Origin of the sequence: Sphingomonas flavalba (assembly GCF_047553045.1) — a bacterium.
GTDB lineage: Bacteria > Pseudomonadota > Alphaproteobacteria > Sphingomonadales > Sphingomonadaceae > Sphingomonas_L > Sphingomonas_L flavalba_A.
The window spans coordinates 903478-922088 of record NZ_CP180208.1 but is presented as its reverse complement, the minus strand read 5'-3'; the positions used below and the strand labels follow the sequence as shown (position 1 = coordinate 922088).

At 64.8% G+C, this 18611-nt stretch carries 17 protein-coding genes; 9 read left to right on the top strand and 8 right to left on the bottom strand.

The annotated features are described in order from the left end of the window. The 3 genes from ACMT1E_RS04205 to ACMT1E_RS04195 all read left to right on the top strand — a co-directional run bounded on the left by ACMT1E_RS04205 (nucleotide 1) and on the right by ACMT1E_RS04195 (nucleotide 4605). A complete protein-coding gene (locus ACMT1E_RS04205; RefSeq protein WP_414902437.1) occupies nucleotides 1-2493 on the top strand; it encodes a penicillin-binding protein 1A in 2493 nt (830 codons plus the stop codon). A gap of 61 nt (nucleotides 2494-2554) precedes the next feature. Continuing rightward, a complete protein-coding gene (prfB, locus tag ACMT1E_RS04200) occupies nucleotides 2555-3682 on the top strand; it encodes a peptide chain release factor 2 (protein ID WP_414902436.1) in 1128 nt (375 codons plus the stop codon). A 266-nt stretch (nucleotides 3683-3948) separates the two neighbouring features. Continuing rightward, entirely contained in the window at nucleotides 3949-4605 is a 657-nt protein-coding gene (locus ACMT1E_RS04195) for a class I SAM-dependent methyltransferase (protein ID WP_414902435.1), read from the top strand. A 33-nt stretch (nucleotides 4606-4638) separates the two neighbouring features. On the opposite strand, the gene ACMT1E_RS04190 is transcribed toward ACMT1E_RS04195, so the two are convergent. From ACMT1E_RS04190 to ACMT1E_RS04170, 5 genes are all read right to left on the bottom strand, one after another. Further along, nucleotides 4639-5748, bottom strand: a complete 1110-nt coding sequence (locus ACMT1E_RS04190) for a GNAT family N-acetyltransferase (protein ID WP_414902434.1) — start codon at nucleotides 5746-5748, stop codon at nucleotides 4639-4641. A 201-nt stretch (nucleotides 5749-5949) separates the two neighbouring features. Further along, on the bottom strand, nucleotides 5950-6168 hold the full coding sequence (locus tag ACMT1E_RS04185) for a hypothetical protein (RefSeq protein WP_414902433.1): 219 nt from the start codon (nucleotides 6166-6168) through the stop codon (nucleotides 5950-5952). Between the two features lie 257 nt (nucleotides 6169-6425). After that, the gene (locus tag ACMT1E_RS04180) at nucleotides 6426-6794 is read right to left on the bottom strand and encodes a BA14K family protein (protein WP_414902432.1); all 369 of its coding nucleotides are present in this window, start codon (nucleotides 6792-6794) and stop codon (nucleotides 6426-6428) included. 201 nt (nucleotides 6795-6995) lie between these two features. Then, complete coding sequence (locus ACMT1E_RS04175; RefSeq protein ID WP_414902431.1) at nucleotides 6996-8282, bottom strand: ATP-binding protein; 1287 nt, start codon at nucleotides 8280-8282, stop codon at nucleotides 6996-6998. Continuing rightward, nucleotides 8279-8971 carry a response regulator gene (locus tag ACMT1E_RS04170; protein ID WP_414902430.1) on the bottom strand — a complete coding sequence of 231 codons (693 nt, stop codon included), beginning with the start codon at nucleotides 8969-8971 and terminating at the stop codon, nucleotides 8279-8281. The genes ACMT1E_RS04175 and ACMT1E_RS04170 overlap by 4 nt, the downstream gene beginning before the upstream one ends. Nucleotides 8972-9210: 239 nt before the next feature. On the opposite strand from ACMT1E_RS04170, the gene ACMT1E_RS04165 reads away from it, so the two are divergent. Both ACMT1E_RS04165 and ACMT1E_RS04160 read left to right on the top strand, forming a co-directional pair. Beyond that, entirely contained in the window at nucleotides 9211-9687 is a 477-nt protein-coding gene (locus tag ACMT1E_RS04165; RefSeq protein WP_414902429.1) for a flavin reductase family protein, read from the top strand. Nucleotides 9688-9775: 88 nt separating this feature from the next. Continuing rightward, on the top strand, nucleotides 9776-10267 hold the full coding sequence (locus ACMT1E_RS04160) for a VOC family protein (protein WP_414902428.1): 492 nt from the start codon (nucleotides 9776-9778) through the stop codon (nucleotides 10265-10267). A gap of 73 nt (nucleotides 10268-10340) precedes the next feature. On the opposite strand, the gene ACMT1E_RS04155 is transcribed toward ACMT1E_RS04160, so the two are convergent. From ACMT1E_RS04155 to ACMT1E_RS04145, 3 genes are all read right to left on the bottom strand, one after another. Beyond that, complete coding sequence (locus tag ACMT1E_RS04155; protein WP_414902427.1) at nucleotides 10341-11990, bottom strand: alkaline phosphatase D family protein; 1650 nt, start codon at nucleotides 11988-11990, stop codon at nucleotides 10341-10343. A 67-nt stretch (nucleotides 11991-12057) separates the two neighbouring features. Continuing rightward, a complete protein-coding gene (locus ACMT1E_RS04150; RefSeq protein WP_414902426.1) occupies nucleotides 12058-14553 on the bottom strand; it encodes a TonB-dependent siderophore receptor in 2496 nt (831 codons plus the stop codon). 212 nt (nucleotides 14554-14765) lie between these two features. Beyond that, complete coding sequence (locus ACMT1E_RS04145) at nucleotides 14766-15764, bottom strand: LacI family DNA-binding transcriptional regulator (protein WP_414902425.1); 999 nt, start codon at nucleotides 15762-15764, stop codon at nucleotides 14766-14768. A 208-nt stretch (nucleotides 15765-15972) separates the two neighbouring features. Here ACMT1E_RS04145 and rbsK point away from each other — a divergent pair, with 208 nt between their 5' ends. From rbsK to ACMT1E_RS04125, 4 genes are all read left to right on the top strand, one after another. After that, nucleotides 15973-16911 (top strand): ribokinase, encoded by a 939-nt coding sequence (rbsK, locus tag ACMT1E_RS04140; RefSeq protein ID WP_414902424.1) that lies wholly within the window; start codon nucleotides 15973-15975, stop codon nucleotides 16909-16911. Further along, nucleotides 16908-17561, top strand: coding sequence for a fructose-6-phosphate aldolase (gene fsa / locus ACMT1E_RS04135; protein WP_414902423.1), 654 nt, complete (start codon nucleotides 16908-16910; stop codon nucleotides 17559-17561). The genes rbsK and fsa overlap by 4 nt, the downstream gene beginning before the upstream one ends. Before the next feature lie 163 nt (nucleotides 17562-17724). Beyond that, nucleotides 17725-18216, top strand: coding sequence for a VOC family protein (locus ACMT1E_RS04130; RefSeq protein ID WP_414902422.1), 492 nt, complete (start codon nucleotides 17725-17727; stop codon nucleotides 18214-18216). Beyond that, complete coding sequence (locus ACMT1E_RS04125; protein WP_414902421.1) at nucleotides 18203-18601, top strand: nuclear transport factor 2 family protein; 399 nt, start codon at nucleotides 18203-18205, stop codon at nucleotides 18599-18601. Before ACMT1E_RS04130 ends, ACMT1E_RS04125 begins: the two co-directional genes overlap by 14 nt. The last annotated feature ends 10 nt before the right edge of the window (nucleotides 18602-18611 follow it).

The following is an 18611-nucleotide window of genomic DNA, read 5'->3' as shown; positions in this document are numbered from 1 at the left end:
ATGGTCGATGCGATCCCCAGCAAGGTCCGGTTCCGCCTGCGCCGCGACGATGCGATGGCGGCCTTGTCGCCATGGCTGGCGAAATGGTGGGTGAAGACGCTGATCGGCGGCGTCGGCCTGTTGCTGCTCGGCTGGTTGCTGATCTGGCTGCTGTTCGCGCGCGGCCTGCCTTCCGTCGACAATCTGCGCACCTATGAACCGCCGCTGCCGACCAATCTGCGTTCCGTCGACGGCACGCCGATTCACAGCTTCGCGCGCGAGCGGCGGGTGCAGCTGCGCTTCGACGAATATCCCAAGCTGTTGATCGACGCCTATGTCTCGGCAGAGGATCGGACCTTCTTCTCGCACGGCGGCGTCGACTATCCGGGCATCGCCTCGGCGCTAATCTCGAACCTCACCCGCTCCGGTCGGCCGGTCGGCGCGTCGACGATCACCCAGCAGGTGGCGAAAAACCTGTTGCTGTCCAACGAGTTGAGCTACAGCCGCAAAATCCGCGAAGCGATCCTCGCCTACCGGATCGAAGGCGCGCTGACCAAGCAGCAGATCATCGAACTGTACCTCAACCAGATTTTTCTCGGTCGCAACGCCTATGGCGTACAGGCAGCCGCCCGCGCCTATTTCGACAAGGATGTTGATCAGCTCACTTTGCCGGAAATCGCCTATCTCGCGATTCTGCCCAAGGCACCGTCCAACTACGATCCCGAACGCCACACCGAGCGCGCCCTTGCCCGCCGCAGTTATGTTCTGGGTGAGATGCAGCGCAATGGCTATATCACTCAGGCGCAGGTCGACGCAGCCAAAGCGGCGCCGCTCGGCACCGCCCGCCGCACCCAGCAGAAATTCGAGAGCAACGGCGGTTATTTCATCGAAGCGGTCCGCCGCGAACTGATCGACCGTTTCGGCGAAAGCGCGCAAGATGGCCCGCACAGCATCTATGCCGGTGGCCTTTGGGTGCGGACCTCACTCGACCTGCGGCTGCAGGGACTGGCTCAAACCGCGCTGCAGGACGGTCTGGTCCGCTATGACAATGGTCGCGGCTGGCACGGCCCGATCAAGACGATCGATGTGTCGGGCGAATGGGCGCGCGCGCTGGCCGGTCTCAATCTAGGCCTGTCCTACAAGAACTGGCAGATCGCGGCCGTTCTGTCGAAGACCAGCAATGCCGCAACCGTCGGCTTCGTGGACGGGACAACCGGCACACTGCCGGCATCGGCGGCGCAAATGCCGCGTTCCGGCACGCAGACTTCCGCCTTCCGGGCGATGAAGCCGGGCGACGTCATCGCGGTCGCCCCGGCGGCTGGCGGCTGGGCCTTGCGCGTCGTCCCGGCAATCTCCGGCGGCATGGTGGTGGAGGACCCGCATACCGGCCGTATTTATGCGATGCAGGGCGGCTTCGACGCGCGGCTGCACACGTTCAACAACGCCACCCAGGCGCTGCGTCAGCCGGGGTCGACGATCAAGCCGTTCGTCTACGCCTCCGCGCTCGATCATGGCATGACACCGGCAACGCTGATCGTCGACGGGCCGTTCTGCGTCTACCAATCGGCGGCGCTCGGCCAGAAATGCTTCCGCAATTTCGGCAATAGTCAGGGCGCCGGGCCGCAGACGATCCGCTGGGCAATCGAGCAATCGCGTAACCTGATGACGGTGCGCACCGCATCGCAAACCGGCATGCCCAACGTTGTCCAGACGATCAACGCGATGGGCATCGGCAATTATTCGCCCTATCTGTCGATCGCGCTCGGCGCCGGCGAGACGACGGTGCTGCGGCTGACCAACGCCTATGCGATGCTTGTCAATCTGGGGCGCGAGCTGAAGCCGAGCCTGATCGACGTCGTCCAGGACCGCAACGGCAAGGTCATCTACCGCGCCGATCCGCGCCCCTGCCCGCGCTGCAACGCCAAGGATTGGGACGGAAAGCCGATGCCGCGCCCGCCGGTGCGCGGGCGCCAGGTGATGGACCCGATGACCGCCTATCAAATGGTCCACATTCTGGAAGGCGTCGTCCAGCGCGGCACCGCCGTCACCCTGCGCGAACTCAACCGCCCGCTGATGGGCAAGACCGGTACAACCAGCGGCCCTACCAACGTCTGGTTCGCCGGCGGCTCACCTGACCTCGTCGCCGCGCTCTATATGGGTTACGATCAGCCGCGCTCGCTCGGCGGTTACGCGCAGGGCGGGACAATGGCCGCGCCGATCTTCAAGCAGTTCGCCCGCGAAGCGTTGAAGGACATGCCGGTCGTGCCGTTCCGCGCCGCGCCCGGCGTCCGCATGGTCCGCATCGATCGTCGTTCCGGCCGCCGCGTCTACGGCGCCTGGCCGGGCAACGAAGCGCTGGCATCGGTAATCTGGGAAGCGTTCAAGCCGGAAAGCGAGCCGCGCCGCACCATCCGCCGCGAAGAAATCGCCGAGCGGGCGGACGACAAGGCCGGTACGGTCAATACGCGCGCCCGTGACAGCGAGTTCCTTGAGCGCGAAGGCGGTATCTACTAAAGCGCGCGTCCACCCGGCGTCAGGCGGTCCAGACGCGCTTTGTATTTTTGGAGATTTTCCGATGCGCGCTGAAGCGCAAGCCCATGTCGATCAGATCAAGGACGCGCTGGCCCTGCTCCGCCGCTTCCTGGACTGGGACCGCGCGCTCAAGCGCCTCGACGAACTGAATGCCCGGGTCGAGGATCAGGCGCTGTGGGACAATCCGCGCGCCGCGCAGGAGGTGATGCGCGAGCGCCGCCGCCTCGACGAGGCGATCACCGCCACCCGCGCGATCGGCTCCGAGCTGGACGACACCGTCGAACTGATGGAAATGGCGGAGGCCGAGGGTGACGAGGCGCTGGTCGACGACGCGATCTCCAGCCTCGCCGACCTTGCCGACCGGGCCGAAAAGGACAAAGTCGCCGCGTTGCTTGCCGGCGAAGCCGACGCCAATGACACCTATATCGAGGTCAACGCCGGCGCCGGCGGCACCGAGAGCCAGGATTGGGCCGGGATGCTGCAGCGCATGTACACCCGCTGGGGCGAACGCCACGGCATGAAGGTGGAGCTGATCGACCATCACGCCGGCGAGCAGGCCGGGATCAAGTCGGCTACGCTGATGCTGAAAGGCGAGAACGCCTACGGCTACGCCAAGACCGAAAGCGGCGTCCACCGCCTCGTCCGCATCTCGCCCTACGACAGTTCGGCGCGGCGCCACACCAGCTTTGCCTCGGTCTGGGTCTATCCGGTCGTCGACGAGAATATCGACATCGAGATCGTCGAGAGCGATCTGCGCATCGACACTTACCGGGCATCGGGCGCCGGCGGCCAGCACATCAACACCACCGATTCAGCGGTGCGGATCACCCACATCCCGACCGGCATCGTCGTCCAGTGTCAGAATCAGCGTTCGCAGCACAAGAACAAGGCGGAAGCCTATAACCAGTTGCGAGCGCGGCTGTACGAGGCCGAACTGCAACGCCGAGAGGCAGAAGCCAACGCCACCAACGCGACCAAGACCGACATCGGCTGGGGTCACCAGATCCGCAGCTACGTCCTGCAGCCCTATCAGCTGGTCAAGGATTTGCGCACCGGCGTCACCTCCACCGCGCCGGGCGACGTGCTCGATGGCGACCTAGACCGCTTCATGGCCGCTGCCCTGTCGCAGCGCGTGACCGGCGAGACGGTCGAGGTCGAGGACGTGGACTGACGCCCGCCGTGCCGCGCGCCCTCTCCCCTCCCTGTACCACCAGCCGCCTCATCGGCTGGCTGCGTCCCTCGACTGCGCTCGGGATGGACGGATTGGGGACCCGCGCGCTTGCCGATACCGCTGCCCGCGCCGTTACCAATACCGCTTCCCATCCCCGTCCATCCCGAGCGCAGTCGAGGGACGCAGCCACCACCCCCGGCCGCGCGCGAAAGGCCGCCCGCCAATCCGCGGCCACCCTCGTCCTGCTGCTGCTCGCCGCCTGCAAGATGGCCCCGCCCAGCGAGGACATAGCGCGCAGCGAGGCTTTCCCAGCCGCCGACCGCCCGGTCGCGCCGATCGTCTCCAGCCGCTGGTCGACCGAGGAGGCGCGCGACCGGCTGAGCGAGGCGGCGGCGGTGATGGACCGCGCCGGGATAGAGCCGGGGATGACGGTCGCCGACATCGGCGCCGGCGAAGGCTATTACACCATCCGCCTCGCCGCCCGCGTCGGGGCGAAGGGCCGGGTGCTGGCACAGGACATCGTCCCCAAGGTCCACGACATGCTGGCGGAACGCGTCAACCGCGAACGGCTCGACAATGTCAGCGTCAAGCTCGGCGAACCGGCCAACCCCATGCTGCCCGCTGACAGTTTCGATCGCGTACTGATGGTCCACATGTATCACGAGATCGAATCACCGTACGAATTCCTGTGGAATCTGCGTCCGGCGTTGCGCCCCGGCGGCCGGGTGATCGTCGTCGACGCCAACCGGCCGACCGACCGTCACGGCACCCCGCCCGCGCTACTCGCCTGCGAATTCGCCGCCGTCGGCTATCGCCGTGTCGATGACCAGCCAATGCCGAAGGCCGGTGGCTACCTCGCCGCGTTCGAAGCGGTCGGCCCACGCCCGGCACCCCACGCTATCCGCCGCTGCCGCCTCGACTAATTCCAGGTGCCGCACCGCCCCGCCGGGGCGGCGTCAGGCGGCGATACCCTCCTCTCCCACCGGCACTTGCTGGGGCACCAACGGCATGGGCGGCAGGCGGTCACTTACGGTCGGCGGCGCATAATGGAAATCCACCACGGCCGTTTGCCAGTCGCTCACCCGACAGGAGCGGCGCGAGCGCAGCAGGCCGCCACCGACCGCCTCGTCATGCAGCGCATAATCGACCGGCCCCATTACGAACCGCCCATTTGGATTACGTTGGTAGGCGCGGTGCAGTACGTCGCGCATCAGGTACCAGGATGCACCGCTGGCGGCCGCGTCGGACCCTCCGAACAGATAATATGTCGATCCGCCGAAATGGACGTTGAACTGGCAGGCCAGATCACTCCGGCCTGCCCTTGAAAAGGAAATCGCCACCATCCGGCGGTAAAATGCGATGTCGATCATCTGGCTGAATGCCCAGATCACACTGTTCAGATACAACGCCTTGCGCCGGTATGTCCGGGCGCGCAGCCGGGTCATCCGTCGCATCTGGATCAGCGCCCCGCGCGCCTCGAAATTCTCTATCGCCAGCCCTTCTATCCGTTCCTCGGCATAGCGGGCGTTGCGCTGAATATTGGTGCTCGTCGCGCGCCAATAGGCATCCCAACTGGGCCAACGGCTAAAATCCACCCCCTGCACGGTCAACGGGCGCACATGATCAACCGTTACCCCCACCATCGTACCAAGCACGGGACTACGGTCCTCTTCCGGGTTCCAGCTGCCACCGTAGCGATAGTGCCCCGCGCCAGCGTGCGCCAGGATCGCAGCCATCGCCGCGCTCCAGTCCGCGGATTCGGACGGCAGCAGTTGCAACCCGCCGACGAAGCGGCCCTCCATGCCGGCCCACCGGATCGCACATTGCCCGATCTGCACCCGAACGCCGTTCCTCCATCGATAGACCCGGATGAGGCGGAGCCGCTCGCGCAACACATGCTTGGCGCGAACCGCACGCAAAGAGGCGTAGGCAGCGCAATAAGGCGCGCTACAAGCGGCAGCAAACCCATCCCATTCGGCGCCATCGACCTCGCGCAGCCGTGCCTCAACCACGTCAAAGCCCGCCGACGGCAAGGCGCCATCATGCCGTTTCGACAGATATGTCATTGATCACCCCCGTTAGCGGTAACGCTAACACCGGGAGGCCATCGGTAAAAGGGAATTATCCAGTTATTATAACGACATTCGTCCCAGAACGAGACGCCCTCCACGCCCCCGCGCCGACATCATCGGGACCGTCTCGCTGGCGACACGCCGCGTCCGGCTGCACGTAATGCCCGTCGCCACCGATGATGACGACAGCCGGGTTCAGCCCAACATCCCGATCAGCCGCCAACGCCGTGTAACCGGCGATTTCACGAGGAGCTGGCCGCAATGGCGGCAGCGCGCATGGGGAAGGCTCGGGTCACCTTGCGATGCGCTGATCTGGGTCAGTCGCCTGCGGGGAACATGATCGCCTTCCAGGCAAAGTTTCTTGCGATCGGTGCGCTTGCCCTTCACGCTGTCAGGCACAAGACCGGTCGGCATCGAACTATCCTCCGCGACAGAGCGTCAGCGTATTGCCGGGCAGGCCATCAGCCCTTGTCGACAGGCGCCTCTCACAGCGCGCCTCAATGATGGCGGTCAGGCGGCAGCATGTCCGCCGCAGGTCCAACCTAGGCGACCAGCGGGGCAGAAAGCAGCAGCACGGCAATAGCAGGGAGAATGCGCGCATTGGACGCCCCAATTTGCAACAGGATCGCCATACCCTGGGCCAGCACGCCAACGCCGCCGGCCCTTCCCGGTCAGAGGCGGCAGCGGACCGCCTTGCCCGAACGCGCGCGATAGCTGTCCGTCCTGGCGTTATACGACCGATAGCGCTGCTGACAGGCACGGACATGGCGATGCCAATCACTGGCTTTCGTCCAGTGCTTTGGCGGCGCCGGCGGGCGGGCACCCCAGCTGCTGCTCCACGCACCGTATTTTTGATCCGCCTGCGGCGACCCACGTCGGTTCTGCGCGGCAGGCTGCTGCGCGGGCTTGCGGTCCAATGCCCGGTCGCGATCGCTCCGCTCATGGCGGTCCTGCGAGGCCGGATTACCTTGCGCGGCACCAACGGCCGGGGCAGCGGCTAAAAGGAAGACGCCGATAACGCCCAGAAAATGGCAACGCATTTTTTACTCCCAAGATTACAGTGGGAAACGGCATCGGCACGAAAGCTGTGGGGCCAATGCGCGATGCCGCTTCCGCCCGAACGGTATGGCCGAGGGCGGGCCGCTTGCGGATCAAGAGTTCGCAAGCAAAGAGTAAAGATTGCGAAAGGCCGGCCGGTGTTCGTGCGCCTCTGGACCGGATCGCTTTGCACCAACCGTTGATCAACCCCGACTGGCGGGAAAGGTCATAACCACGGCAAGGCCACCGCCTGCCAGATTGCGCGCAGTCATCTCGCCGCTATGCGCCGCGACCGCTCGGGATGCGATCGAAAGGCCAAGCCCCAGGCCACTGCCGCGCCCGCCACGCACAAAGGGTTCGAACATGGCGTCGATCTCGCCTTCCGGCAGCCCCGGCCCGTTGTCGCGGACCTCGACAGTATAGCTTCCCGTCGCGGGCAAATAGGCGACATCGACGTCGACCGCATCACCCGCCCCTGAAAACCGCAGGGCATTGCGAATGACATTGTCTATGGCGCGGTGCACCAGTTCGGCGCTGCCGATCAACGGCGCGCGCGCATCCTCATCGGGAATGGCGTTGTGCAGGCGGATGTGCACGCCACTCGCCTCCGCCTCGAAACAGGCGTCGTCCGCGACGCTGGCGACAACGCCGGCCAGATCGAAATAATCGTCTTGCTGCCCATGCTCGGCCCGTGCCAGCGCCAGCACTTCGCCGACAAGCGTTTCGAGACGAAGCGCCTCGCGCTCGATCCGGTCCAGTGTCGCTTCGGTGCGGTTCGGCGCCTTGCGCGCCAGCCCGATCGCCAGTTGCAGTCGCGCCAACGGCGAACGCAGTTCATGCGAGACATCATGCAGCAGGCGATCGCGGGCGGCGACCAGCCGCTGCAAGCGTTGCGCCATCAGGTCGAAATCGCGCCCAAGGTCGGCGACTTCGTCGCGGCGCCTACCGATCTGCGGCGCCAGTCGCACCTCCAGATCGCCACGCGCCAACTGGTCAAACCCGCGCCGGAGCCGGGCGATCGGCTCGGTCAGATACCAGGCGAGGGCCGCACTGAACAGTAATCCGCCAATCAAACCGAGGATCAGAAGTTCGGGCGGCGTGCTGCGCAGGATGCCGCGTCGCCGTTCGCCAGAATAACGATAGGTGATGCGATAGCGCGTCCCATCCGGCGCGACGCCTTCACGCACCAGCAGGCGCTCGCCCGCTCCCCTCGGGGCCGCCGGAGAGACGGATGCGGGCGTGATCGAAACCCGCCTCCGCTGCCTTGGCGGCAGGCTGTCGATGAATGTCCGGCCGCCGGCCAGCCCGCCCGCGGCGATCGCTTCGCTTCCTCCGGCAAGCACCGCCGGCGCAACTTCGCTCGCTATCAGCGCCTCGGGCGAAGGCCGGTCGCCCCGGCTGATTTCGAACAAAAGCCAGACGCCCTGTGTAATCGCGAAAAAGGTCAGCCAGAAGGCAAACAATATCTTCCAGAACAGCCGCCGCTTCATGCCACCAGCAACCGATAGCCGACGCCCCGTACCGTCTCGATCGCGACAACCCCGGCCGCCGCCGCCTCCAGCTTCAGCCGCAGGTTGCTGACATGAACGTCGACACTGCGGTCGTAAGACTGGCGCGCGCGCCCCAACCCGTTCAGCGATAGCGCGTCCTTCGTCACCACCTCATCTCCGGCACGGGCCAGCGCCACGAGCAGGTTGAATTCCGATGCGGTCAATTCGATCGGTGCGCCCTGCCAGGTCACCCGGCGCCGGGTGACCTGAACTTCAAGCCGACCACGAACGACCGGGTCCGCCGCCACCGCACCGGCATGGGCGTTTCGCCGCAGGACCGCGCGCAACCGTGCGACCAGTTCGCGCGGATAATGGGGCTTCGGCACATAGTCGTCCGCCCCCAGTTCAAGACCGACGACACGATCGACCTGGTCGCCCTTGGCGGTAAGCATCAGCACGGGGATCTGGCTGGCCCGGCGGATTTCCCGCAGCACATCGATACCATTCATGCGCGGTAGCATGATGTCGAGGATGACCGCGTCATGCCGGCCGGACAACGCCCGCGCCGCACCGTCGACCCCGTTGAACACGGCTTCGACGTCAAAGCCCTCGCTTTCGAGATACTCGCCCAGCAGTTCACTCAGTTCAACGTCGTCATCGACAAGCAGGATCAAGGGGCGATCGGTCACCGGCCCGCCATGGCCCAGAGCGAAATGGGTGTCAGGACCCTTTTTCGAAAACTTTACATTCGGTGCGCTGACTCTTTACCCATGGCCGACTTGGCGCTTCCCTATCCGCACGCCCCGCCGCGCAAGGGCCGGCTGCTCTTGCTCACACGTGCACGGCGGCTTGCACGGACAGCGGCGTTCATGGACAGCCACTGAAATCACGGCATAGCTTGTTCCAAAGACAATTGGGGAGGCTATCGTTGTCGGCCATCGATTCCGCGACATTCCGGTCGGTACTGTCCAGTTACGCAACCGGCGTCGCCGTGATGACCTGTACCGCGCGCAACGGCTGTACCGGGGTGATGACGGTCAACAGCTTCGCGTCTCTTTCGCTCGATCCACCACTGGTGTTGTGGAGCATCGACAAGGGCTGCGACCAGATGCCCGCCTTTGCCGATACCGACCATTACGCCGTCAATATCCTCGCCGCCGACCAGCAGGACATATCGAACCGTCTGGCGATGCCAGGAGAAGACAAGCTGCGTGATATCCCGCACGAAAAGGGCGCCGGTAACGCACCGTTGCTCCCCGATTGCTGCGCGCAGATCCAGTGTGAGATCGCCGACAGGTTCGAAGGCGGCGATCATGTGATCCTGATCGGCCGGGTGCTGACGGCAACACGCAACGACCGCGATCCGCTGGTCTACCACGGCGGCGGCTATCGCGAACTGAAGTAGCGCCGATGGCAGCTAAGCCAGCGTCCACGGCCGGCACATCTGCGCCGCCGGTCGCCACGCCCTCCCCCAATCAAACCGGAGAGAAACAATGACCTATCCGAATACGCTTATCTTCGTCGACCTCGCTTCCGATGACCCCGAGGCGACCGGAAAATTCTATGCCGAGGTGTTCGGCTGGACCAACGAAGGCCGACCGGCCGGCTCCTACCATCGGCTCGTCCCCGGCCGGAATTTCCTGACCTCCGACGGTAATGAGGGGCCAACCGGTAACCTGCATATCGGCATCTTCAACAGCAACAACCAGCGCCCGCACCCGAACGCCGACAGCGTCGGTCCCCGCCCGCTGGCGCGTGGCGGGGCCAAGGCCCGCATCTGGGTCCTGGTCAGCGACGACGATTCCGCCGAGGCGATCCTGGAGCGCGCAACCAGCCGCGGCGCGACCGAACTCTGGCGCAATCACTACTGGAAGGAATTCAACGGGTATAACGCCGCCTTCGAGGACCCGTGGGGCAATGAGATCGTGATGTGGATCAAGGCCGGACCGGAACCGAAGATCCCCGCCGACTTCACCCGCGAATAGCGTCAGGAACGGGGCGATCCGGGTCTACGCCCGGTTCGCCCCGCCCTTTTCCCCCTTCAGCCCCCTTCCCCCTTCAGCCAGCGTTAGAAAACACGCGTTCGCTCCGCTGGGCGGTCATGAAACGGCTCTGCCAGTTGGCGGTCGTGCGGCGATGGACGGTATCCAGCAGCACCCACTCCCCGGTCACCGCATCGGGCCGCAGGGCAATGGCCATGTAACCCCGGTGGGCGATATCGGCCCAGCGCAGTTCCGGGCTTTGCGCGATCATCGTTCGTACCAGCGCTTCAGGATCGCGGCGCAACGTCTGATCATAGCCCATAGACGTCACGCTGGTCCCGCCAAATTCCACACCCGCCGGCCGTCCGTCCTGTTCCAGGTCGAACGCCCATGCGTTGTGGCTGTCGCCGGCCAGCACGACCAGTTCCGCGTCGGCCGACTGCGCCGCGCGTAGCAGCCGTGCCCGCGCCACCGGGAATCCGCCCCAATTGTCCAGCATCGCCGGCATGCCGGCTTCGGATATGCGGATTTCCGAACGGATCGACGAACTGCCGGGCACGCCTTGCGGGATATGGTCCAGCGCGGACCGCGGCATGGCGATGCGGCCGATATTGACCTGCTGCGCCAGCACCTGCCAGCGCGCGCCCCGCTGCACCGACGCGCGCAGCCCGTCATACAGCCATTGTTCCTGTGCGTCGCCCAGCATCGTGCGGGTGGGGTCCTCATAGGCATGGTCGCGGAACTGCCGAAGCCGCTCGGCGACATCGCCCTCGTCCGCTCCACCCAGCGGCGCGCCGGTGTCGACCGGGCCTGACCGCGCGGTCAGCCGGGTCTCCAGCCGAAATACCGTCGCGAGATCGCCGATCTCGTAACGGGACCAATCCTGGTCGGCGACCGGCATCCACTCGCGATACGCCTTCACCGCCGCCGCCTTGCGGTCGGCATAGCTGCCCTGATCGGGGCGGTGATTCTCCGCGCCGTCCCGCCATGCATCGTTGGCGATTTCGTGGTCATCCCACTGGGCGATCATCGGGTGCAGCCGGTGCAGTTCCTGCAGGTCGGGGTCCAGGCGATGCGCGGCATAACGCAGCCGGTAGTCGGCAAGGCTGACCGTCTCGCCGCTCGGCTCCATCTGAAGCATCCGGGTGGTGGCTTCGGCCCACTGGTTCAGCCGCCGCTGATATTCGCTGTCCCGCGGATATTCGTACATATAGTCGCCGACATGGATCATCAGGTCCATGTCGTTCCGGCGCGCCGCATGCCCATAGGCGTTGAACCAGCCGAAGGTCATCGCCGCGCAGCAGAATACGCCGATCCGGAACTCCGGCACCTGGCCGACCGGCAATGTCCGCGTCCGCCCGGTGACCGAGTAGCTGCCGTCAGGCGCGACGAAGCGGTAGTAGTAATGACGGTTCGGCTCGAGGCCGCTGACCCATGCCTTGGCGGTAAAGTCCGCCTCCGGCCCGGCGATCGCGCCCCCGTTCGCAATGACGCGGCGGAAATCGGGGCTTTCGGCGATCTCCGCGATCAGCGGCGTCGTCCCCTCCCGGAAACCGACATAACGGGTCCAGAGCAAAACCCGGTCCGGCCCCGGCTCCCCGCTCGCCACGCCATGGGTGAACCCGCGTGCCGCGAGCAGGGCCATTGCCGGGCCGCCCGCCGCCAGCGCGCCAAACCCCAGCCCGCCCGCGACGATGAGCTGGCGGCGATTGAGACGAAGGGACATCTGTTTTCCTGTCGTAGAATCAAAAAGGCCCGGCGACGGTTCGCGTCGCCGGGCCTGTCATGTCAGATCAGAATTTGATCTTACCAGTCACACGGAATGTCCGCCCCGGATTGGGCATCACACCCACTTCCTCATAAACGCCCTGCAACGGCGTGAAGTATTTCTCGTTGAACAGGTTGTCGACGTTCAGGGTCAGATTGAACCGGCCAACCTCGACAAACGCCGCCGCCCGCGTGTTGAAATAGGACGGCAGCACGACCGCGCCGGCAATCTTGCCGCCCGTCTTCGACACGTAAGTGGTCCCCAGCGTCGCGCCCACCGTGCCGAACGAAAGCTCCGGCGAGGTGTAGGTGACGAAGGTGGAATAGACCTCCTTCGGCGTCACATTGCGGCGATAACCGTTCTGCAACTCCGGCAGGCAGCTGGCGTTCAGGGCCGCGAACAGGCCGCCATAGCCATCCGCACCATTGATACCCAGGCGGCTGGGCGGCAGCACGACCATTTCGCCGTTGCCGGAACCGCAAGCGCCGGGCGCGCCGATCATGAAATCCTGGATCGTCGCCGTACCGGTCCAGGTGAACTGGTCAGACACCAGGAAGCGGAACTCGGCTTCCCAGCCCTTACCGGTCTCTCCCATGAAGTTACCGAAGGAGTCGCGGATCACCCGCTTCTGCTTGTAACGAGCGATCGAGCCTTCCAGCCTGTTGTCGAGGAGGGCGAACTTCACGCCGAATTCAGTCAGCTTGGAATCGCGCAGCAACTGCCCGGTCCGCACGCTGCTGGCCGGCGCGCCACCCGCCTCGTCCGTCGACGGAACCGCGCTCTCGGCATAGGTGAAATAAGGCACAAGGCCGAACGGCGTCTTGTAATTGGCGCTGAGCGCGTAGGAGAAGCCGTCTTCCTTGGTGTGGAACAGCGTGTTCCCGTCGGCGGGGTTGAAGACCACCGTACCTTCTTCGATCGAGCGCGCGTTGTAATGGTCGTAACGGCCGCTGGCCGACAGCGACAGGCTGTCCCAGAACGTCAGGTCGACGACACCGGCAATGCCGGTCGTCTTGATACGCGACGTCTGGTCCCGTTCCCACGTCAGGCCGATACCACCCGCTTCATCGGTGAACGGGCTGTCGAGAATATCGTTAGCTGTCGCGCCGACGGAAATATCGCGCCGGTCGAGAACCAGCCAGCCGCCGTTATAGGACGCACGGGCAAGCGCGTTGTAGACGCGGTGCGACGCCGCCGTGTAGAACTGCGCTACCGCCGTATCGCCGAAATCAACCTTGTGCTGATAGGTCAGACGGCCTTCGAACACGTCGGCCTTCACCTCGGTGGCAAAGCCGGTGGACACGAACACCTTGCTGTGCACGTCGTCATAGAACAGCTGCAGCTTCAGCGATGAATCGTCGAACTTCTTCGTCAGATCGAAATAGCCGGTATAGCCTTCCGAATTCTGGACTTCGTGCCCCTTGGAAATGAACTGCTGCCGGCGGCTCAGCTTGGTCGTACCGACGCCGGTATCGAGGCTGAACGCTCCCGTCACCGACGCGGGCAACATCGGCAGGCCGGTCACCGCGTCCTTGGGCATATATTCCCAGAACTGACGGATGTTGGACAGGCCCCAGTAACGCCCGACCACCGCATCGATCTCGTTCGGCGTGATCCGGCCGTTGCCGTCCGTATCCTGCAGCGTAGTGTCACGGCCCGTCATGTAAGTGCCGTTGTCGATCAGGTCCTGCGTCACGCGGTTCCAGCCGGGGTTCTGATAATAGCCCCGGGTGTTCAGGTACATGCCGCCAAACTCGACCTCGAAGTCGTTCGGCAGCTCGTGCAGGAAAGACGCCTGAATCAATTCGTGCTTCGGCTCACGACCGATCACGAAATCCTTCGAATTTTCGAACTCGCCATACACCGAGATGCCCGTCTTCCGGCCGCTTAGCAGGAACGGGTGGTTGTATTCGACGGTCGCAACCTTCTTGTTATAACTGCCGATGGTAAAGCCGACGATCGCTTCCGGCCCCGCGGCCAGCGACTTCTCATCGAGCGCCGCCGTCTTGGGATAGAAGTTCATTAGGCCGCCCAGGCGCCCCGAACCGAGAATCGCTGGCGTCGGCCCGCGCACGAGTTCGATGCGCGAGCTGGAACCGACCGGCGTCGGAAACAGGCCGTCATTCTGGGTGCGGCGAAAACCGCGGAAATAATTGTCCGCCTTACTGCCGCGGATGCTGACCGCGCCCGGCACGCCGAAGAAGCTGCCGCTGAACGTGCCCGGCGACGTGGTGATGAAGTCGTCGATATCCTCGATGCCATAGCGGTCCATCGTCTGCTCGCCGACGACGCTTACCGCGCGCGGGGTTTCGACCAGCGGCTTGCTGATGCCGCCGACAAGCGACGTGTTGCGCTCTTTCATCAGGCCGACGGGGTCGGCGGTAACGACGATCTCTTCCGCGCCGTTTTCCTGATCGGCGTCTTCCGCCGCTGCGGGCATCGCGACAAACGCGCCCAGCGCAACGGCCGCCATCAGATGGACGCGCGAACGCCGAGCGAACACGCCCCCAAGCCGTCCCATCGATCGTCCCTGGCGCGAATTTGGCATCTCAAACCTCCCCTTTCTTACGGCGGCTCCTGGCCTGGCCGCTTGCCCGCCTTATTGGCGTTGTTTAACTTAAACGTTAAACTTGGCTACTACTGATCGATCATTACGATGTTGTCAAGCAACGGAAGCGGGGCGGAGAGAATCTCCGTCCGCCCGACAGGCCCGCCCGACAAATGCCCATATTCCTAGAGCGGGCGGACCGAATCGCGCTTGGCAATGCTCATATCCAGCCGCAACAGCGCGCGCGGACTGTCGTCGCCGTCCATCCGCTGCGCCAGCAATTCAAAAGCCCGCTTGCCCAGCGCGGCAAAAGGCTGCCGCACCGTCGTCAGATTCGGCGTGGTGAAGCTGGCCCAGCTGATGTCGTCAAACCCCACCACGGAAACATCGTCGGGGATGCGCAGCCCCGATTCGTGCAGAAACCGCATCACCCCCAAGGCGATCAGGTCGTTGCCACACACGATCGCGCTGCTGCAGCTGCTCTTCAACGATGCACGGGTCTGATCGGTAAGCTGGATAGAAAACGGGTTCTCCACCGTCCAATCCACTGATGCGGCCTTGCGAAACCGGTCGACGAAGCCCTCGCACCGCAACCGCGCACTGGGAATGGCCATCGGCCCCGCGACAACGCCGACATGCGCGTGCCCCATCTCGATCAGATAGTCTGCCAGTTGGCGAGCGCCCTCGTAACAGTCGGCGGCGACACTGTCATAATCCGGCATCGGCCGATCGACGACGACGATCGGAATCTCGTCGCGCAAATCCGACAACCCGTCGTTCCCGCTGGTCGGACACCAGATGATCCCGTCCGTCCCGCGCGCCAGAAGGTCCTGCGCGCCGGCGCGCTCTCCCTCCACGCTGTTGCAGGCATCAACCAGGAAAACCGCATAATCCGCTTCGTTGGCGGATTGCTGGATCGATTGCGCGAGCAAGGGAAAGAACGGGTTGGTCAGGTCGGGCAGGATCAGGCCGATAGTCCGTGTCTTGCCGGTGCGCGTCGCCTTTGCGGAATGGTTCGCGCGGTAATTCATGCGCTTGGCGGTTGCGCGAATGCGCTTGCTCATCTCCGCCCCGACGGCGCCCGTGCCGTTCAGCACATAAGACACGGTGGTGATCGAAACCCCCGCCTCGCGCGCGATGTCCTGGAGAGTCGCCCGCTTGGGGCGCGCCTTCTTGACGACCATTCCCAATCCTCAACCCGTACCGAAAAAGCGGGCACGATCGCCCGCCTTCGATCAACCGGGAGCACTGAATTTGTCAATGGCTTGACTTAAACGTTTCAGCTTCCTATTCGTCCCACAGCAATTTCGCAGTGCCGCGCACAGAATTTTATGCCGGCGAAACAACGCGACCAACGCGGACTGCGTAACCGGGGGATTTATGCGCGTAACGGTGATCGGCAGCATTAACTCGGATATCACGATCGCCGCCGACACCCTCGTGAAACCGAACGAAACGATTGTCGGCCACGCCGATTACATCCTGTCGCAAGGCGGAAAGGGCGCCAACCAGGCGGTGGCCGCAGCAGCAGCCGGCGCCACGGTGGCGATGGTCGCCTGCGTCGGCGACGACAGCTTCGGCGAAAGCGCGATCGCCGACCTGAAGAAGAGCGGCGTTGATTGCAGCCACGTCCGCACCATCGCCGGCGCATCGACCGGCATGGCGGCCGTCCTTGTCGACAGCGCCGGTAACAACATGATCACGGTCGCGCCGGGCGCCAATGGCCGCCTGGGCGTTGCCGATATCCGCGCGGCGGAACCCCTGATCCGCGCCTCAAGCATCCTGCTTCTCCAGTTGGAGGTCCCGCTCGCGGCGGTTGAGGAAGCGGCGCGGATCGCGCGGGCGGCCGGCGTGCGCGTCATTCTGAACCCGGCGCCCGCGCCGGCCAGCCTGCCGGACTGGCTCGATCAGGTCGACATCCTGATCCCGAACCAGCATGAGGCGACCGCCCTCGCCGGCCGCGGGGCCGGCGCCTCCGCCGAGGCGACCGCGCAGCATCTGCTGGAGGCCGGCGCCGGCGCCGTCGTCATCACTCTTGGCGGCGATGGCTGCCTGCTCGCCCAGGCGGAACGTCGGCAGTATGTCGCGCCCTATGCGGTCGATGCGGTCGACACCACCGGCGCCGGCGACACGTTCTGCGGCTTTCTGGCGGCCGGCCTCGCGGCGGGCGACGCGATCGGCGACGCGGTGGAAACCGCCAATGCCGCCGCCGCCATCTCCGTCACCCGGCCGCGGGCGCGCGAAAGCGTACCGAGCGCGGCGGATGTCGCCCGCTTTCGCGACCAGCATCGCCGCCAGCCGCCCGCGGCGATCCGCCGGGCGCGGCCATGAAATTTTTCGCTGACACCGCCGACACCCGTGACATTGCCGAACTGGCCGCGACCGGCCTGCTTGACGGGGTCACCACCAACCCGTCGCTGATCCACAAGGTGGGGCGCGACTTCATCGAGGTGGTGACGGAGATCGCCGGCATTGTCGACGGGCCGGTTTCGGCCGAAGTCGTCGCTCTCGACCATGAAGGCATGCTGCGCGAGGCGGAGGTGTTGCGCCGCATCGCCGACAACATCGCGATCAAGGTTCCGCTGACCATCGACGGGCTGAAGACGTGCAAGGCGCTGACCGGCGACGGCACGATGGTCAACGTCACCCTGTGCTTTTCCGCCAACCAGGCGCTGCTCGCGGCGAAGGCCGGCGCGACCTTCATCTCGCCCTTCGTCGGCCGGCACGACGACGTCGGCTTCGACGGCATGCAACTGATCGCCGATATCCGGCTGATCTACGACAATTACGGCTTCGACACCGAGATCCTCGTCGCCAGCGTCCGCCACCCGGTCCATGTGCTGGAAGCGGCCAAGATCGGTGCCGACATCATGACCGCGCCGCCGGCGGTGATCCGCCAGCTTGCCAGACACCCGCTGACCGACAAGGGTATCGAAGGCTTCCTCGCCGACTGGGCAAAAACCGGGCAGAGCATCGCGTGACCGCGCTCGCCGCAGTCTTCGCACACCGCGCACCGAGCATGCCGGCGATCATGCACGGACAAGACCGTCGCGCCGCCGCCGGCTTAGATTCGCCGCCAACAACCACATACGTGCACGTCCCGCCCATGCCGGGCGGCGGCGCGCAACGGCTATAGGAGGGCCTATGTCGGAGCAGGAAACCGTCTACAAAATCCGCCCGCCGCGTCAGCGCTGGACGCACCTGGCGCTGATCGTGAAGGACATGGACAAGACCATCGCCTGGTACGAAAAATACACCCATCTCGAAGTGCTGTCGCGGATGGAGGATGGCCAGGGCTATGGCGCATGGATGGCCGATCGGAATGATGCGGATTCACCGTTCGTGCTGGTGCTCGCGCAGTTCTTCGAGGGCAAGGACCCCTTCGCTCCGGCGCAGCACGGCACACTTGGCCCGTTCGCGCATATCGGTATCGAGGTGATGGAACGCGAAGATATCGACAAGCTGGCGGCAATGGCCAAGGAAGACGGCTGCTTGGCGCTCGGCCCGGCGCAGATGCCGCCCCCGGTCGGCTATATCTGCTTCCTGAAGGACCCGGACGGCAACACCATCGAATTCTCCCACGATCAGGGCGTGTACGAAACCGCACGCAAGGTCTGGCATAGTGACGCCGATTGAGGTTGCGCTGAACTATGCTGGCGCGTTCGCGAGCGGCGATCCGGATCGGGTCGCCGATTGCGTTACCGAGGATTTTTGCAACAACCAGATGGGCGCGCTCGGCAATCGCTTTCAGGGACAGGCGCTGTATCGCGAAAGGCTGAAGGGCTTTCTGGGGCGCTTTGCCGGCCTGCGCTACCAGGTCGACGCTCCTTTCGCGGACGGCAACCGCGTCGCCCTGCCCTATCGTATGACCGCAACCGACGACGGCAAGCCGGTTACGATCGACGGCGTGATGCTCATCACCGTGCGTGGCGATCGTGTCGCCGCCCGCGATGATTACTGGGACGGCCTGTCCTATCTTCAACAGATGGGTCTGGCGCCGCCGCCCTTCGACAAGCAATGACAAGCATGCC